This is a genomic window from Chitiniphilus shinanonensis DSM 23277 (assembly GCF_000374805.1).
In the GTDB taxonomy this organism is placed as follows: Bacteria; Pseudomonadota; Gammaproteobacteria; order Burkholderiales; family Chitinibacteraceae; genus Chitiniphilus; species Chitiniphilus shinanonensis.
On record NZ_KB895342.1, the window covers coordinates 148,840 to 166,255 of the forward strand.

A 17,416-nucleotide genomic window follows, 5' to 3' on the forward strand; every position below is an offset into this window, starting at 1 on the left:
GAACGCACATGTTGGTGGTCAGGGGGAATCCAACCCTTGGCTTTTCGGGTCAACGTCTTATACTCACGACTTTTTCCGGCGGAGGCTTTCGTCATGCAACGCTCGATGCTCAAATCCAAGATCCACCGCGTGACCACCACGCATGCCGAACTGCACTACGAAGGGTCGTGCGCCATCGACGAAAACCTGCTCGAAGCCGCCAATATCCGCGAGTACGAGCAGATCCACATCTGGAACGTCGACAACGGCGAGCGTTTCTCCACCTACGCCATCAAGGCCGCGCGCGGCTCGGGCATCATCTCGGTGAACGGCTCCGCCGCCCGCCGCGCCCAGGTGGGCGACCTGCTGATCATCGCCACCTTCGCCGACTATACCGAGGCCGAGCTGGCCAACCACAAGCCGTCGCTGGTGTACGTGGACGAAGCCAACCGCATCGCCAACACCAAGAACGCCATCCCGGTGCAGCAGGCCGCCTGAGCCTTCTCGCCCCGCCCCGGAAAGGCCGCCTCGCGCGGCCTTTTTCATTGCGCCGCGCCGCGGCGATCCCCTCCCGTCCGCGGCACTTCCGGCCACGCCTTGCCGCCCCGGCTTCCGCTGGCCCCGGCAGTCTGCAAGAGCACGCAGCACCAGCGCCGCCAATGGCGCAAGTCGGGCGATGGCCCGATGGCCGGCCGCCAGCGCATACTTCACGATCACAGCTTGTCAGGCAGGAAGGATCATCATGAGCACGCGATTTGTGGTCTTCGGCGAAGCCCTCACCGACTTCATCCGCGAAGAAGGCGCGCACTGGCGCGCCGTGGCCGGCGGCTCGTGCTGGAACGTGGCGCGGGTGGGCGCGCGGCTGGGCGTGGGCACCGGCTTCGCCGGCGCGGTCAGCCGCGACGTGTTCGGCGACGAGCTGGCGCAGCTGAGCGCCGACGCCGGGCTGGACCTGCGCTTCCTGCAACGGCTGGACAAATCGCCGTTCCTGGCCATCGTGCCGTCCAAGCATCCGCCCAGCTATTTCTTCGTCGGCGACGACAGCGCCGACCTGCACTTCGACCCCGAGCGCCTGCCGCAGGGCTGGCTGGATGCCGCGCAGACCGTGCATTTCGGCTCGATCAGCCTGGTGCGTCAGCCGCTGGCGGCGCGATTGCTGACGCTGGCCCGGCAGGTGAAGGCCGCCGGCCGCGCCATCTGCTTCGACCCCAACCACCGCGACCTGATGGACCAGCGCTACACGCCCACGCTGCAGGCGATGGCCGGGCTGGCCGACTACATCAAGGTCTCGGACGAAGACCTCGCCAAGCTCTTCCCCGCCCAGGATGCCGCCCAGGCCCTGGCGACGCTGCGCGGCTGGGCGCCCGACGCGCAGATCCTGTTCACCCGCGGCGGCGACGGCATGACGCTGCTCACCCCGCAGGGCGACCACAGCCGGCCGGTGTTCCCGGTGCAGGTCGCCGACACCGTCGGCGCCGGCGACGCCAGCATGGGCGGCTGGATGACCTCGCTGCTCACCCGCCCCGACGCCACGCCGGCCGCCCACCTGGACTTCGCCGCCGCCACCGCCGCGCTGGCCTGCACCCACCACGGGGCGTATGCGCCGACGCGGGAAGAAGTGGAACGACTGCTGGGATAAGCACGGCGGACAACACCCGCCGTCGAGCGGGTCGCATGGGGCCGGTAAGGCACCCCGTGCGGATGCCGGTCCATCCGGTCAACTCCGCCCGTGCACCCGCCCCTCTCTCAGCGCCCGCAGATGCTGGGTGTGCTGGCGCAGCCAGGTCGGCAGGTCGTCGCCGGGCATGGGGCGGGCGATCAGGTAGCCCTGGCCCAGGGCGCAGCCGAAGTCCTGCAACAGCCGCCAGTCCTCGATCGTCTCCACGCCTTCGGCGACGGTGACCAGGTTCAGGCGGTTGGCCATGTCCAGCGCCGATTGCAGGATCACCCGCAGGTGGTGGCGGTCGCTGGCGCCGCTGACGAAGGAGCGGTCGATCTTCAGCTCGGTGAACGGGATGCGCGCCAGCTGCTGCATCGACGAGAAGCCGGTGCCGTAGTCGTCGATCGACAGGCCGAAGCCCTTCAGCCGCAGCCGCGCCAGGGTGCCCAGCGCGGCGCCCAGGTTGGCGACCACCGAACTTTCGGTGATCTCCCACACCACCTGTTCGGCGGCCAGCGCGTGGTGCTCCAGCAGGGTGGACGCTTCGCCGACGAAGGTGTCGGCGTCCAGCAGCAGCGGCGACAGGTTGACGGCCACGCTCAGTCGCAGGCCGTGGCGGTTCCAGCGCGCGGCCTGGGCGCAGGATTGCTCGGCGATCGACAGCGTCAGTTCGTGGATCAGCCCGCCCTGCTCGGCCATGGGGATGAACAGGTCGGGCGCGATGGTGCCCAGTTGCGGGTGCAGCCAGCGCGCCAGCGCCTCCACGCCCTTGACCACCCCGGTACGCACGTCCACCTTGGGCTGGAAGTACGGCTTGACCTGGCCCGCGTCCAGCGCGGCCTTGAGGTCGGCCAGGGTCACCGCCGGCCGGTCGGCGCTGGCGCGCGGCGGTGCGCTGCGGCCGAAGCGTTGCAGCGCGGCGGCCAGTTGCGCCAGGTTCAGCGGCTTCTGCAGCGCGGCCAGCACGTGCAGGCCCAGCGCCTGCGACATGGTCTCCACCGAGTTGATCAGCGCGCTTTCGCGGCTGGACGCCACCACCAGCGGCGCGCTGACGCCGCGGCGCTGCAAGTGCTGGATCAGCTCGACGCCGTCCATGCCCGGCATTTCCAGGTCGATCAACAATACGCTCGGCGGCTCCGGCAGGTGCGCCAGCAATTCCAGCGCCTCGACGCCGTTGCCGGCCTCGTGCACCAGTTCCAGCCCCAGCTCGCGCAGCAGGTTCACCGCGTGATCGCGCTGCACCCGGCTGTCGTCCACGATCAGCACCGAGCGCACGCCCCAGTTGGTGGTCAATTGCGGATCGGGGCTCATCGCGCGTGCCGCTCGATCAGGCCGGCGATGCGATCCAGCGGCACCACCTCGCTCACGCCGCCGAGCTGGATCGCCTCCTTGGGCATGCCGAACACCACGCAGCTGGCTTCGTCCTGCGCGTAGGTGGTGGCCCCGCTGTCGTGCATTTCCTTCATGCCATGCGCGCCGTCGTCGCCCATGCCCGTCATGATGAACCCCACTGCATTGCGTCCCGCCGCCTTGGCCACCGAGCGGAACAGCACGTCCACCGAGGGGCGGTGCCGGCTGACCAAAGGGCCGTCCACCACTTCGACGAAGTACTGCGCGCCGCTGCGCTTGACCACCATGTGCTTGCCGCCGGGCGCGATCAGCGCGGTGCCGGCGACGATCCGGTCGTTGTGCGCCGCTTCGCGCACTTCGATGCGCGACAGGCCGTTGAGCCGTGTCGCGAAACTCTTGGTGAACTGCTCGGGCATATGCTGCACCACCACCAGGCCGGGGCTATTGGGCGGCAGCGCGGTCAGCACCACCTCCAGGGCCTGGGTACCGCCGGTGGAGGTGCCCAGCGCCATGATCTTGTCGGTGGTGGGCAGGTGGTGCGTCTGCCGCGAGCTGGGCGCGTCCAGGATCACGTCCGCGTTCAGCTTGGGCGCGGCGTAGCGCTCCTGCACCGCCGCGTCGCCGCCGCCGTTGCCGCGCGGGCGCGCCTCGGCGCGCGCGGCGGGGGCGCCGGTGGAGAACTGCGGCGGCGGGGCCGACAACGGCGGCGGGCGCAGCCGGCTCAGCCGCGCCTGCGACGCGCCGCGGATCGCCGTCACCAGGTCGGCCGAACTGTCCTGCAGAAAGTCCTTCAGGCCAATGGTGGGCTTGGTGATGATGCCCAGCGCTCCGGCGGCCAGCGCGTCCATGGTCACTTCGGCGCCGCGCTGGGTCAGCGTGGAACAGATCACCACCGGCGTCGGGCGGATCGCCATCAGCTGTTTGAGGAAGGTGATGCCGTCCATGCGCGGCATTTCGATGTCGAGCACGATCACGTCGGGCCAGTTGGCCTTCATCTTCTGCATGGCGAAGATGGGATCGGACGCGGTGGCGATGACTTCGATGTCGCGATGCCGGCCCAGCACCTCCTGCATCACCTGGCGCACCACGGACGAGTCGTCGACGATCATCACCTTGATCATGCGTTCAGCCCTCCCCGGGCGTGGCTGGGGCGCGGCACCGCGCCCATCAGCGGGTGGCCCCGTCGCACCCAGACGTCGCCCTGCCCCAGGTCGACGCGCAGGAAGCGGTAGCCGGCCCCGCCCAGGTCGCTGCTCAGCAAGGGGATGTCGGCATCGTGCAGCAGTTGTTCGGCGAAGCGGGCGTTGGCCTCGCCGACACCTTCGCTGACGCTTTGCGAATCGAACACCCGCGCGCCGCCGAACAGCTTGGCCTCGAAATCGTGGGTGGCGCAGCCACGGCGGTGCGCCTGCGCCAGCAGCAGGCCGAACGCCTCGGCGCCGTAGCGCCCGTCCTGGGTCAGGCCGCCGCGGTTGTGGCGCAGGCGCTCGGGCAGCAGGAAGTGGCAGACGCCGCCCACGGCGCGGGCGCGGTGGCGCAGCACGATGGCGACGCATGACCCCAGCAGCGTTTCGACCAGCACCTGGCCTTCGCCGAAATACAGTTCGCCGGGGTTGAGATAGATCCTGCGCATCAGTGTGGTTTCCGATAGACCGACGGCACCACGGTTTCCAGTGCCACCGGCATGCCGTGCAGCGATTCCGAATGCCCGACGAAGAGATAACCACCGGGTTTCAGGTGTCGCACGACGTTGTTCACCACGTTGATCTTGGTCGGTAGATCGAAATAGATGATGACGTTCCGCAGCAGCACCAGGTCGAACGGCCCCAGCCGTTGCGGCAACGCGGTGAGGTTGAGTTGGGAGAAGGTGATGCGCTCGCGCAGCGCCTTGCTCACCAGGAACTGCCCGGCGTATTCGCCCTGGCCGCGCAGGCAGTAGCGCCGCAGGTAGTCGGGCGGGATCTTCTCGCCGCGCGCCATCGGGTAGAGCCCGCGCCGCGCGCGCGCCAGCACCCGCTGGCTGATGTCGGAGCCGAAGATGCTCCAGTCGCGCTCGCCCAGCACGTCGTGCAGCAGCATGGCCACGCTGTAGGCTTCCTCGCCGCTGGAACTGGCGGCGCTCCACACGTTGAACGGCCGCTCGGCCGGCCAGCGGGCCAGGATGCGCTGGCGCACGAAGTCGAAGTGCTTGGTCTCGCGGAAGAAGTAGGTTTCGTTGGTGGTGACGAGGTCGATGGCGTACTGGCGCTCGGCCTCGCCGCCGCGGCTGGAGATCAGCCGGTGGTATTCGCGGAAGCTGCCCAGCTCCAGCTCGCCGATGCGCTTGCCCAGGCGCGCGGCGATCAGCGCCTTCTTGCCTTCGGACAGGTGCAGGCCGATCTGGTCCTTGAACAGCGCCTGGAACAGCTTGAGTTCGTCGGCGCTGAGCGAGGTGGGGGCGTGGGCGACGGTCATTCAGGACTCCAGGGCGGCGGCGGGCTGGGCGGACAGCCCGGTCAGCGCCGCCAGATCGTCCAGCGACAGGATCTGCCGCAGGTCGAGCGCGATCACGAAGCGGGTGCCGGCGCGGATCAGGCCCTCGACGAACTCGGCGCGGATGCCGCCGACCAGCGCCGGCGGCGCCTCGATCTGGCCCGCCTCCACCGTCAGCACCTCGTGCACCGCCTCGACCAGCACGCCCAGCGGCGGCGCGTTCCCGGCATCGGGCAGTTCGACGATCACCACGCAGGTACGCCGCGCCAGGCCGGTGCGCCCCTTGCCGAAGCGCACCGCCAGATCGATCACCGGCACCACGGCGCCGCGCAGGTTGAGCACGCCGCGCAGGAATTCCGGCAGCAGCGGGATCTCGGTCAGGCCGTTGAATTCGATGATTTCGCGCACCTGCGCCACCGGCAGGGCGAACTGCTCGCCGGCCAGCCCGAAGCTCAGGTACTGGCGCGCGGCGGCTTCGGCATGGACTGGGCTCATCGGCGGGCTCCGTCGGCGTAGGGGAAGAAGAGCGGCATGGCGGCCTCAGAAATGCCCGAAGGCCAGTTCGTCCACCTCGCCCTCGGCCTCGCGCGGGACGGGCGGCGCCGCCTTGACGCTGGCCTTGCCCGGGGCGCGCCGCTGGGGGCGGCCGCTGGACGGCACGCGGAAGAAGCCGATCAGCTCCTGGAGCTGCGCGGCCTGGGCGCTCATCTCCTCGGCGGTGGACGACAGCTCCTCGGCGGCCGACGCGTTCATCTGCGTGGTCTGCGCCAGCTGGCCGATGGCGGCGTTGATCTGCTCCAGCCCGCCGGCCTGTTCGCGCGAGGCGGCGCTGATCTCCTGCACCAGGTCGGCGGTCTTGCGGATCGACGGCACCATCTGATCGAGCAGTTGCCCGGCGCGCTCGGACAGGCTGACGCTCTCGTCGGCGACGGTGATGATCTCGGACGCGGCCACCTGGCTGCGCTCGGCCAGCTTGCGCACTTCGGCCGCCACCACGGCGAAGCCCTTGCCGTGCTCGCCGGCGCGCGCGGCCTCGATGGCGGCGTTCAGCGCCAGCAGGTTGGTCTGGTAGGCGATGTCGTCGATGATGCCGATCTTGCTGGCGATCTGGCGCATGGCCGCCACGGTCTGGCGCACCGCCTCGCCGCCCTGGCCGGCGTCGCCGGCGCTCTGGCTGGCCATGCCGTCGGTGACGCGGGCGTTCTCGGAATTCTGCGCCACGGTGGAGGTGATCTCCTCCACCGCCGAGCTGGTCTCCTCGACGTTGGCCGCCTGCTCCGAGGCGTTCTGCGACAGCCCCTGCGCCGAGGCGGAGATCTGCTCGGACGCCGACGCCAGCGAGCCGGCGGCGGTGTTCACGTCGCTGATCACGCTGTTGAGCCGGGTGACCATCTCGCGGATGTGATACAGCATGCTGATGGTGTCGCCGGGCTTGACCGGCACCTGCACCGTCAGGTCGCCCTTGGCCACCTGTTGCAGCACCTGGGCCGACAGCCGCAGGTGCTCGATCATCTGGGCGATGCTGTAGAGCATGCTGGTCTCGTCGCCGTCGCGCACCTTCACGTTGGTCGACAGATCGCCCTCGGCCACCTTGCGCATCACCTTCACCGCCTCGTGCGGCTCGCCGCCGACCTGGCGGGTGATCAGGCGGGTAAGGATGAAGCCCATGCCCAGCGACAGCAGGAAGGCCACGGCGACGGCGATCAGCGTGGTGCGGCGCGCCTCGGCCAGTTGCGCCTCGTTCTGCGTGTTGGCGGCGGCCGCCTGCTTCTGGTTGTGCCCGGCCAGGGTGCGCAGCGTGCCGTCCACCCGCTCGATGGCTTCGCGCAGGCTGCCGTTGACCAGCGTGGCCGCCTGCTCGCGCTGGCCGGCGCGCATCAGGTCGATGGCGCGCTGGGTCTGTTGCAGGTAGGGGCCGAGCTGCGCCTTGAATTCCTCGCGCATCGCCTCTTCCTGTTCGGTGGCCTTGGTGTCCAGGTACAGCGCCCAGTTCTTGTTGAAGTCGGCGAGGTAATGCTCGCCGCGCTGTACCGATTCGTTGAACAGTTGCGGGTTGTCCATCTGCGACAGCAGCCGCACCGTGGCGCGGCCGTGCACCACGATGGAGACGTTGGCCTGCGACAGATAGCTGATGCCCAGCAGGTTGTTGCGGTAGACATTGCGGGCATTCGCGCCGATGTCTTCCATGTTCTGCAGGCCCCACCAGCCGATGCCCAGGGTGAGCAGCGACGAGATGAGGAACGCGCACAGCAGCTTGACACCGAGTTTCAAACGCATGAACCAGCCCATGGGATCTCTCCTGACGATGTGAATCCCGCCCCCGCGGTCCTCGCGTTGCCGCATCCCGCGCCGCCGCGGGATGGCTGCTCCCTGATCGCCTGCGCGTCGCACGTCCTCTGCGGGACGTGGCGACGCTCGTTCATTCGCCGGCCGTGGCGCCGGTTTCGGCGGCCATGCCGATCAGCGTGGCCAGCTCGTCCACCGACAGCACCAGCCGGATGTCCAGCGCGATGACGAAGCGCTGGTCGAGATTGATCATGCCTTCGATGAATTCGGCGCGGATGCGGGCGCCGAACGCCGGGCGCGGCTCGACCTGGCCCGGCTCCACCGTCAGCACCTCGTTCACCGCGTCCACCAGCACGCCCAACAGCAGCATCTGGCCTTCCTGCTCCAGCTCGATGATGACGATGCAGGTGCGGCGGGCGATCTCGGTGCGCTCGCGGCCGAAGCGCACCGCCAGGTCGATCACCGGCACCACGGCGCCGCGCATGTTGATCACCCCGCGCAGGAAGCCCGGCATCAGCGGGATCTCGGTCATGCCGCCGAACTCGATGATTTCGCGGATCTGCTCGATCGGCATGGCGAACAGTTCGCCGCCCAGGGTGAACGTCAGGTACTGGCGGCTGGCGCCGCGCTCGGCCAGGGCGGTGGCGCCGCCCTGGGTCGGAAGATTGGCATTCGACATTGCAGTCACTCGAAGCAGTTATGGAACGGGGTGGATGACCGGGGCGGCTTGCGTGTCGCCGCATGGCACGGCCAGGTCATCCGCACGCCTCCTCAAAACCGGGTGAACGACGCTTCGTCCACGCCTTCCTCGTCGCGGCGCAGGCGCGGCGTGGGGGCCGCGCGCCGGGGCGCGGAGCGCCGTGCCGGGGAGCCGGCCTCGCCGCCGCCGTCGATACGGAAGAACTGGATCATTTCCTGGAGCTGGATCGCCTGCGCGCTCATCTCCTCGGCGGTGGACGACAGTTCCTCCGATGCCGAGGCGTTCATCTGGGTGGTCTGCGCCAGCTGGCTGACCGCGGTGTTGATCTGGTCCAGGCCGGAGGTCTGCTCCAGCGAGGCGGCGCTGATCTCCTGCACCAGGTCGGCGGTCTTGCGGATCGACGGCACCATCTGGTCCAGCAGTTGCCCGGCGCGCTCGGCCAGGGTGACGCTGTTGCCGGCCACCGCGCCGATCTCCTGCGCGGCGATCTGGCTGCGCTCGGCCAGCTTGCGCACTTCGGCCGCCACCACGGCGAAGCCCTTGCCGTGCTCGCCGGCACGCGCGGCCTCGATGGCGGCGTTCAGCGCCAGCAGGTTGGTCTGGTAGGCGATGTCGTCGATGATGCCGATCTTGTCGGCGATCTGGCGCATCGCGGCCACGGTCTGGCGCACCGCGTCGCCGCCCTCGCCGGCGTCGCTGGCGCTCTTGCTGGCCATGCCGTCGGTGACGCGGGCGTTCTCGGAGTTCTGCGCCACGGTGGCGGAGATCTCCTCGACCGAGGCGCTGGTCTCCTCGACGTTGGCCGCCTGCTCCGAGGCGTTCTGCGACAGCGCCTGGGCCGAGGCCGACACTTCCTCGCTGGCCGAGGCGATGGAGTTGGCGGCGGAGCGCACGTCGCCGATCACGCTGGTCAGCCGCGAGATCATCTGCTGCATGCTGTAGAGCATGCTGTCCTCGTCGCCCTGGCGCAGCCGCACGTCCACCCGCAGGTCGCCGTCGGCCACCCGTTGCAGGATGCGCACGGCCTCGGCCGGCTCGCCGCCCACCTGGCGGGTCACCATGCGCGCCAGCAGCACGCCCAGCGCCACCGCCACGGCGAAGGCGATCAGCACCACCACGATGGTGGTGGTGCGCACGTTGTCGAGCAACCGCCGGTTTTCGGCGGCGGCATCGGCGGCCTGCTTTTCGTTGTCCTGGGCGATGGCCTCGTACAGCTCGTCCAGCTTGCGCAGGTGCAGCCGCAGTTCGCCGTTGGCCAGCGCCAGCGCTTCCTGGTTGCGGCCTTCCTTCACCAATCGCAGCACGTCGTCGGTCATGCGCAGGTATTCGACGAACACCGGCTCCAGCTGGGTGCGCAGCTTGGCCTCGTTCTCCGAGGGCCGCGTCTGCATGTAGGCGTCCCAGTATTTCTTGTTGTCGGCCAGGTAGCTGTCGGCGCGCTTGACGGTGGCGGCGTATTCGTCCGGGTTGTCCAGCTGGGTCATCGCCCGCACGATGGTGCGCGCGTGCAGCACCTGCGCCAGGTTGGCGCGGTCCAGGTTGGCGATGCCGTTGAGATTGGTGACGTAGATATCCTCGCCGCGGTCGCCGATGCGGCTGGCGTTGAACAGGCCCCAGCCGCCGATCAGCAGCGTGAGCAGCGCGCACAGGAAGAACGCGCACAGCAGTTTGGCGCCGAGGCGCATGTTGGAAAACCAAGCCATTACGAATTACCCCCTGTCTGTTCGGGCATCGATGTGGCCTGGCCCTGCCAGGCCAGCGCTGCCTGTGCCCTGGAGGCGCGCTGTACGAGATTGGGTACGTCGAGGATCAGGGCGACGCGGCCGTCGCCCAGGATGGTGGAGCCGCTGATGCCGCGCACCTGGTTGAACAGCAGGCCCAGCGGCTTGATCACCGCCTGGAATTCGCCCATCAGCCGGTCGACCACCACGCCGGCGCGATGCTGGCCGTACTGCACCACCACCAGGCTTTCGCGCACGCCGGTGGCCGGCGGCAGGTCGAACAGTTCGCGCAGCCGCACGAACGGCAGCGGCTCGCCGCGCAGCTTGACGATGTTGTGGCGGGTGTCGTGCCCGCCGACGTCGATGCACTCGACCACCAGCTCCAGCGGGATGACGAAGGTGGATTCGCCCACCATCACCTGGAAGCCGTCGATGATGGCCAGCGTCAGCGGCAGGCGGATGCGCACCGTGGTGCCCTGGCCGGCGCGCGACAGGATCTCCACTTCGCCGCGCAGCGCTTCGATGTTCTTGCGCACCACGTCCATGCCGACGCCGCGCCCGGACAGGTTGGTCACCGTCTCGGCGGTGGAGAAGCCGGCCTCGAAGATCAGGCGGAACACTTCGCTGTCGCTCAGCACCTGGTCCGGCTGCACCAGGCCGCGCTCGATGCCTTTCTTCAGGATGCGTTCGCGGTCCAGCCCTTTGCCGTCGTCGGACACCTCGATCACGATGCTGCCCGACTCGTGATAGGCGTTCAGGCGCAGGGTGCCGCCGGCCGGCTTGCCGGCGTCGACCCGCGCGGCGGTCGATTCGATGCCGTGGTCCATGGCGTTGCGCACGATGTGCATCAACGGATCGGACAGTTTTTCCACCATCGATTTGTCGAGTTCGGTGTCGGCGCCGGTGACCACCAGCTGGATCTCCTTGCCCAACTCGCGCGAGATGTCGCGCACCACGCGCGGAAAGCGCTGGAACACCTCGCCGATCGGCACCATGCGCAGCGTCAGCGCGGCGTCGCGGATCTGCTCCACCAGGGTGGACAGCGCCTGCGACACTTCCTCGAACTGCGGGTCCTTCTGCTTGCGCGCCAACAGGTTGGTGGCGGCGCCGGCGATCACCAGCTCGCCCACCAGGTCGATCAGCGCGTCGAGCTTGTTGACTTCGACCTTGATGAATTTCTGTTCCTGGGCGCGCTTTTCCTCGCCCTGCTTCTGCTTGGTCAGCGCGGCGGCGACCACCGCCTGCGGCACCACCTCGCGCTCGACCAGCAGCGTGCCGATGGGCTTGGCCGGCACCGGCTCGGCGGCTTGGTGCGCCAGCACCTGTTCCAGTTCGGCCTGGGTCAGCGCGCCGCCCTTGACCAGGATCTCGCCCAGCCGCCCGGCCGGTTCGGGCAGCGCGCCGATCAGCGAGATGTACTCGGCCACCTTGCCGTGCGGCGGCAGGATGCGGATGTCGCTGTCCTCGCGCACGAACTCGAACACGCCCTCGATGGTCTGGCGGTCGACCTCGCTGGCGAAGTCGATCTCGAAGCCGAGGTAACAGCTTTCGGCGTCGAACTCCTCGGCCGGCGGCATCGCGTCCGGCAGGGTGACGATATGGACGATGCGCCCCAGCGTGCCGAGGTAGCGCAAGAACGACATCGGGTCCATGCCGTGGCGCAGCACGTCCGGCGAGAAGCGCAGCGACAGGTGCCAGTTGTCGCTGCTGACCGATTCGCCGCCCTCCACCTCGACCTGGCCGGCAGCCTCGGGCGCGGCGGTCGCCACCGCCACCGGCGCCTTGGGCGCGGCGCCCGCGCCCAGCAGGGCGTTGAGGGCGTCCTCCAGCCGGGCGCGCCGCTCGGGATCGGGCTCGATGTCCTCGCGCCGCGCCTCGATGGCGTCGACCAGCGCGGCGATGTAGTCGCTGCACTCCAGCAGCAGCGCCATCAGCGGTTCGTCCAGCGGCTGGGTGCCGTTGCGCACCCGGTCGAGCACGCTCTCGACGATGTGGGTGAAGCCGACGATGCGGTCGAAGGCGAACAGCCCGGCCGAGCCCTTGATGGTGTGGGCGGCGCGGAAAATGGCGTTGATCGCGTCCGGGCTGGCGCCTTCGGCTTCGATTTCCAGCAGCGCGTTCTCCATCGCCGCCAGCAGTTCGCGTGCTTCCTGCACCAGCGCGTCGCGCGCCATGTCCATGTCCACGGTCTGTCTCCTCGGACCAGATTGCGAATCTCGGTCTTGCCGCGCCCTGTGGGCGTCTCGTGTCTTGCCGGGCGCCTCGCGGCGCCCACCCCCGGCAGGCGTCAGCCGCCCTTCGGCAACAGCACCGGGTCGCCCAGCGCCCCGGCCAGATCCAGCAGTTCCAGCGCCGACAGCACCGGCCCGCTGTGCCCGCCATAGCTGACGCTGCGCCCCTGCCGCGCGGCCTCGCGCTTGAGCAGCAGCAGCAACTGCACCCCGGCGGTATCGATGTCCTCGATGCCGCCCAGATCGACGTTGAGCGCGTCGCCCGCCGCCAGCGCGGCCAGCAGCTCGTCCTTCAGCCCCGCGGCGTGCATCACCGTCAGCTCGCCATGCAGCCGATAGGCCCCCGCTTCGTGTTCATGCGGCGTCAAAGGCATTCCGTTCCTTCTCCTGTCCACTTCGCCACGCACCGAGCGCGCAACTCAAGCCGTATCCCGATTCCCGCAGCACAGCGCGCCAGCAACCTCAAACCCCACCAGCAACGCACCACCACCACCCAGCCACACTCACCGATGCCACAGCACGAGCAACGCGAGGCTCCCTCGCGGCGGCGAACAGCCCTCAGGCCAGCAATCCTTCGAGTTCCACCACCCCAACCGCAGCCCGCCGATGCCACAACACGAGCAACGCGAGGCTCCCTCGCGGCGGCGAGGGCGGGGGGAGTGGAATCAATCAAGGATGCCGGTACTGATACACCACTACCCGGCCGCGCCCGGCTCCGCCGGGTGCTAGCTGCCCTTCAACCCGCAGCTGTCACATCCACCAAAGCTAAGGCATCACAAGCTTCGCCACCGCATCCAGCAAAATCGGCGGCTGGAACGGCTTGAGCACCCAGGCGCGCACGCCGGCGGCCTTGCCCTCCTGCTTCTTGGTCTCGTCGCCTTCAGTGGTCAGCATGATGATCGGCGTGAACTTGTAGCTGGGCAGCTGCTTGGCCGCCTTCACGAAGCTGATGCCGTCCATGTTCGGCATGTTCACGTCGGAGATGATCAGGTTGTATTTGCGGCCGTCCAGCTTGCCCAGCGCATCGCGGCCGTCGCTGGCCTCCACCACGTCGTAGCCGGCGCCCTTGAGCGCGATGCCGACGGTCTGTCTCAGGCTGAACGAGTCGTCCACCACCAGAATGGTCTTGCCCATCTCACGTTCCTCTCTTCATCGCCGCGCGGCCTGGCCGCGCCGATTGCCACTGGAAACCGCGGGGCGCGGCCCCTAGAAGAAGTCCACCTGCGAGGTCGCCACCTTGGCCTTGGCGCTGCCGGCGTGCACCTGCCGCTGCTCCATGGTGGTGTAGGTACGCTCCAGCTCGGCCAGCCACTGGCTGCGCGCCGGCAGGTCGCCGCCGTGGGCCAGCACGCCGGCCAGCTTGTCCATGTCGCGCTCGACGTGCTCCAGGATCTGGCTCACCCGATCCTGGAATTGCAGGTTGACCAGCACGTCCTGCACTTCCTGCTCCACCGCGCGGCTGTCGCTCTCCAGCTGCGCCACGGTCTGGCCCAGCCCTTCGGCGGCGGTGCTGAAGTGCTGGAGCACCTGGCCGATCACGGTCTTGGATTCGCCGATCATCTCGGCCTCGTCGGCCGACAGCCGCTGCGCCGATTCCAGCGCGCCGGAGATGGTGACGTTGATCGAATCCACCTTGCTGCGGATGCGCTTGCCGGTCTCGCCCGACAGGTTGGACAGCTTGCGCACTTCGTCCGCCACCACGGCGAAGCCACGGCCGGATTCACCGGCGCGCGCGGCCTCGATGGCGGCGTTCAGCGCCAGCAGGTTGGTCTGCCCGGCGATCTCGCCCACATCGCTGGCCATGCGCTTGAGTTCGTCGTTGAACTGGCCCAGGCCCTCGATCTCGCGCAGCAGCATTTCCCGTGCCGAGAGCACCTGTTCCAGCGAGGACACGATGCGGTCGAGCATCTCGCCCGACTGCTGGATCACGCCCAGCATCTGGGCGTTCTGCCCGCCGGCCCCGGCGCCGAGCGTGCCCGACAGCCGCTGGCTGATGCCGGCGAAGCGCATCGCCAGCGTGTCGATGGCTTCGCGGGTCTGACCGCGCGCCAGGTCGACGTGGCGGTGCCATAGCGGCAGCACGTCGCGCACCAGGTCGGCCAACGGGGTTTCGGGTGGGGTTTCGGGCTCGCGGCGGACTTCGACGGGCGGCGGGGGCGGTGCGGTGAGCGACCAGCCCAGGCCCAGCATCAGCACCCCGTTGATCACGCCGGCCGCCAGACCGGCAGTCCAGCTTGAGGACAGCAAGGTGAAAGCAATAAGCTGAAGGACAACCAGGCCCAGGAGGGATGCGCGTGGAAACGTCATGCTGACGACTCACCCTTTCGAAACGGCTGTTTTTGATTTATCCACCGCGTTTCAAACGCGACCGGATTCCCAGCGTAGTAATAAATTTTGGTTATCCCAACACTTTTCTTTTCCGTTTGACGATGCGCAAAGAAAGAACCCGCGCGGCAGGAACCGACAACCGCATGCAAATATCATCGAATTCTGATGTTCGTGACAAGTGCTAGTTATCAGTAAAGCGCGGGAATTGACCAACGGCGGCAATACGGCAAATGGCAATTCGCCGGATCGGGATAGCGATGTTCAATAGGATGAACATTCGGCGGAAGACGTTGTAATCACGACAAAATACTTGTCAGCTTTACAACGCTTCGCCGATCAGGAGGACGCGGGCGACCAGGCCGCCGTCAGGATGATTGGTCAGCAGCAGCTCGCCACCGTGGGCATGGATGATGTTGCGCGCGATGCCCAGGCCCAGCCCCATGCCCGACTGGTTGCTCTGGCGGCCGTGCTCCAGGCGCACGTAGGGATCGAACAGGGTGTCGAGCGCTTCGTCGGGCACGCCGGGGCCGTAGTCGCGGATGGTCAGCTCGACGTTGTCGCCCTGCTCAGACAGCAGCACCTCGGCGCGGCCGCCGTACTTGATGGCGTTGTCGAGCAGGTTGCTGAGCGCGCGCTTGAGCGCCAGCGGCTTGGCGATCACCGTCACCGGCCCGCCCGCCAGCGCCACTTCGTGCCCGGCCAGCTTGGCGTCGGCGGCCAGGCGTTCGAGCAGCAGGTCGAGCCGCACGGCGGTGCGGTTCTCGTGGATGTCGGCGTCCTTCACGCTTTGCAGCGCGCCTTTGACCATCAGTTCCAGCTCGTCCAGATCCTCGTGGAAGTCGGCGCGCGCGGCGTCGTCGTCCAGCAGTTCGGTACGCAGCTTGAGCCGGGTGATGGGGGTGCGCAGGTCGTGCGAGATCGACGAGAACAGCCGCTCGCGGTCGTCGATGTAGCGCTGGATGCGCGCCTGCATGGCGTTGAAGGCGCGCGCGGTCTGCACGAATTCGCGGCTGCCCGACTCGGCCACCGGCTCGGTGCGCGCGCCCTGCCCGAAGCTCTTGGCCGCCGCCGCCAGCTCGGCCAGCGGCCGGGTCAGCCAGCCGACCACCGACACCGACAGCAGCAGCACCGCCAGCAGCGTCACCAGTTGCAGGCCGACGCGGTCCAGCGTGATCGGGTTGGCGCTGTCGAGGAAGTACGGATCGGGCATCAGCGCGGCCAGGTACACCCAGCCGGACGATTCCAGCTCGGCCTGGATCACCAGCACCGGCGCCGGGCGCGGGCGGACGATCAGGGTGTGCTGCACCCAGTCGTCCGGCAGATCCTGCAAGGTGACGCCGTCGTTGCTCACCGGCAGGCCGTCCGGCCAGGCGAAGGCGACGCGGTAGTCGACCAGACGCGGCAGCTCCTCGCGCAGCTTGGTGCGCACTGTTTCCAGCACCACGTGCGACAGCTCGGTGTCCTCGATCGGCGTCACCGGCACCGGCGCGCTGTTGACGTTGACGTAGAAGCGCGTGCCGCCCATCTCGCGCAGTTGTTCGATCAGCAAGGGGCGGTAGTTGGTGGGCAGGCTCTTGAAGAAGCGGATCGCCGCCGCCGCGCTGCCGCCCAGGTGCAACGCCGCCTCCGCCGCCTCGCCCTCGGCCTGCTGGCGGATCTGCTGCGCCCAGATCAGGTTGGCGATCAGCTGCGCCACCAGCACGCCCAGCACCATCACGATGGTCAGCCGCCCCAGCAACGACCGCGGCACCAGCCGCGCGATCAGCATGGGCGCTCCGTGGAGGGGGTGAAGTCGAAGGCCAATTCAAACCTTGGACCACAGAGGACGGTGAGAGCACGGAGGGCCACAGAGAAAACCGGACAGCGATCGGGTTTCCTCACCGGGCCTCTGTGTTCTTCGTGTTCTCTGTGGTCCAAGGTTTGAATTTCCAGCAGCTCAAGCATGCGACGTCACCACGTCGGCGGAGAACACGTAGCCGCTGCCGCGGACGGTCTTGATCAGCGCGGCCTGGCGGCCGTCGTCGTTCAGGCGCTGGCGCAGGCGGCTGACCTGCACGTCGAGCGAGCGATCCAGCGGGCCCAGGTCGCGGCCGCGGGTTTCCTCGGCCAGCACGTTGCGGTCCAGCACTTCGCCGGGGTGTTCCAGGAAGTACTTCAGCAACTGGAAATCCAGCCCGGTGAGCTTGACCTCGTCGCCGGCCGGGTCGGTCAGGGTGCGGCCGACCACGTCGAGCACGAAGCCCTGGAAGCGGTAGTAGCGCGGCGGCGCGCCGCCATCCTGGCCGGTGCGACGCTGGATCGCCTTGATCCGCGCCAGCAGCTCGCGCGGGTTGTACGGCTTGCCCAGGTAGTCGTCGGCGCCCAGCTCCAGGCCGACGATCTTGTCGGTGTCGTCGGCGCTGGCGGTAAGCATGATGATCGGCACGCGCGAATGCTTGCGCACGTGCGCGCACAGCGCGAAGCCGTCGGTGTCGGGCAGCATCACGTCGAGGATCACCAGCGACAGCTCGTCGCGATAGCGCTCGAACGCCTGCATGAAGCTGGCCCCGTCCTGCGCCAGCCGCACCTCGAACTGGTTCTTCTCCAGATAGGCCTTCAACAGTGCGCGGGTCTTCTGGTCATCGTCGACGATCAGGATTTTGCGGAGAGTCATTTTTTTTGGTTGGTGGGAAGGGGGAAGGGGGAAGGG

At 68.4% G+C, this 17,416-nt stretch carries 16 protein-coding genes; 2 read left to right on the forward strand and 14 right to left on the reverse strand.

The genetic code is table 11. The features are described 5' to 3' along the window. Positions 1-93: 93 nt before the first annotated feature. Both panD and C556_RS0110320 read left to right on the forward strand, forming a co-directional pair. A complete protein-coding gene (panD, locus tag C556_RS0110315; protein WP_018748173.1) occupies positions 94-477 on the forward strand; it encodes an aspartate 1-decarboxylase in 384 nt (127 codons plus the stop codon). Between the two features lie 244 nt (positions 478-721). Further along, positions 722-1,618, forward strand: coding sequence for a carbohydrate kinase family protein (locus C556_RS0110320; protein ID WP_018748174.1), 897 nt, complete (start codon positions 722-724; stop codon positions 1,616-1,618). Positions 1,619-1,696: 78 nt separating this feature from the next. Here the strand turns inward: C556_RS0110320 and C556_RS0110325 are convergent, their stop codons facing one another. From C556_RS0110325 to C556_RS0110390, 14 genes are all read right to left on the reverse strand, one after another. Then, entirely contained in the window at positions 1,697-2,950 is a 1,254-nt protein-coding gene (locus C556_RS0110325; RefSeq protein WP_018748175.1) for an EAL domain-containing response regulator, read from the reverse strand. Next, a complete protein-coding gene (locus tag C556_RS0110330; protein ID WP_018748176.1) occupies positions 2,947-4,110 on the reverse strand; it encodes a protein-glutamate methylesterase/protein-glutamine glutaminase in 1,164 nt (387 codons plus the stop codon). Before C556_RS0110330 ends, C556_RS0110325 begins: the two co-directional genes overlap by 4 nt. Then, the gene (locus C556_RS0110335; protein WP_018748177.1) at positions 4,107-4,622 is read right to left on the reverse strand and encodes a chemotaxis protein CheD; all 516 of its coding nucleotides are present in this window, start codon (positions 4,620-4,622) and stop codon (positions 4,107-4,109) included. The genes C556_RS0110330 and C556_RS0110335 overlap by 4 nt, the downstream gene beginning before the upstream one ends. Beyond that, positions 4,622-5,443 (reverse strand): CheR family methyltransferase, encoded by an 822-nt coding sequence (locus tag C556_RS0110340; RefSeq protein ID WP_018748178.1) that lies wholly within the window; start codon positions 5,441-5,443, stop codon positions 4,622-4,624. The genes C556_RS0110335 and C556_RS0110340 overlap by 1 nt, the downstream gene beginning before the upstream one ends. Further along, entirely contained in the window at positions 5,444-5,956 is a 513-nt protein-coding gene (locus C556_RS0110345) for a chemotaxis protein CheW (protein WP_018748179.1), read from the reverse strand. It abuts the gene before it with no gap. Between the two features lie 45 nt (positions 5,957-6,001). Next, a complete protein-coding gene (locus tag C556_RS0110350; RefSeq protein ID WP_018748180.1) occupies positions 6,002-7,750 on the reverse strand; it encodes a methyl-accepting chemotaxis protein in 1,749 nt (582 codons plus the stop codon). Positions 7,751-7,880: 130 nt separating this feature from the next. Next, complete coding sequence (locus C556_RS0110355; RefSeq protein WP_018748181.1) at positions 7,881-8,426, reverse strand: chemotaxis protein CheW; 546 nt, start codon at positions 8,424-8,426, stop codon at positions 7,881-7,883. A 92-nt stretch (positions 8,427-8,518) separates the two neighbouring features. Next, positions 8,519-10,150: a methyl-accepting chemotaxis protein gene (locus C556_RS0110360; protein WP_018748182.1), complete on the reverse strand. Its 1,632-nt coding sequence runs from the start codon at positions 10,148-10,150 to the stop codon at positions 8,519-8,521. Continuing rightward, entirely contained in the window at positions 10,150-12,348 is a 2,199-nt protein-coding gene (locus tag C556_RS0110365) for a chemotaxis protein CheA (RefSeq protein WP_018748183.1), read from the reverse strand. Before C556_RS0110365 ends, C556_RS0110360 begins: the two co-directional genes overlap by 1 nt. Before the next feature lie 107 nt (positions 12,349-12,455). Continuing rightward, positions 12,456-12,773, reverse strand: a complete 318-nt coding sequence (locus tag C556_RS0110370; RefSeq protein ID WP_018748184.1) for an STAS domain-containing protein — start codon at positions 12,771-12,773, stop codon at positions 12,456-12,458. Between the two features lie 391 nt (positions 12,774-13,164). Beyond that, complete coding sequence (locus C556_RS0110375) at positions 13,165-13,533, reverse strand: response regulator (protein WP_018748185.1); 369 nt, start codon at positions 13,531-13,533, stop codon at positions 13,165-13,167. 72 nt (positions 13,534-13,605) lie between these two features. Continuing rightward, the gene (locus C556_RS23855) at positions 13,606-14,706 is read right to left on the reverse strand and encodes a methyl-accepting chemotaxis protein (RefSeq protein ID WP_083930540.1); all 1,101 of its coding nucleotides are present in this window, start codon (positions 14,704-14,706) and stop codon (positions 13,606-13,608) included. A 340-nt stretch (positions 14,707-15,046) separates the two neighbouring features. Beyond that, positions 15,047-16,495, reverse strand: coding sequence for an ATP-binding protein (locus C556_RS0110385; protein ID WP_018748187.1), 1,449 nt, complete (start codon positions 16,493-16,495; stop codon positions 15,047-15,049). Between the two features lie 168 nt (positions 16,496-16,663). After that, entirely contained in the window at positions 16,664-17,380 is a 717-nt protein-coding gene (locus C556_RS0110390; RefSeq protein WP_018748188.1) for a response regulator, read from the reverse strand. Between the last annotated feature and the right edge of the window lie 36 nt (positions 17,381-17,416).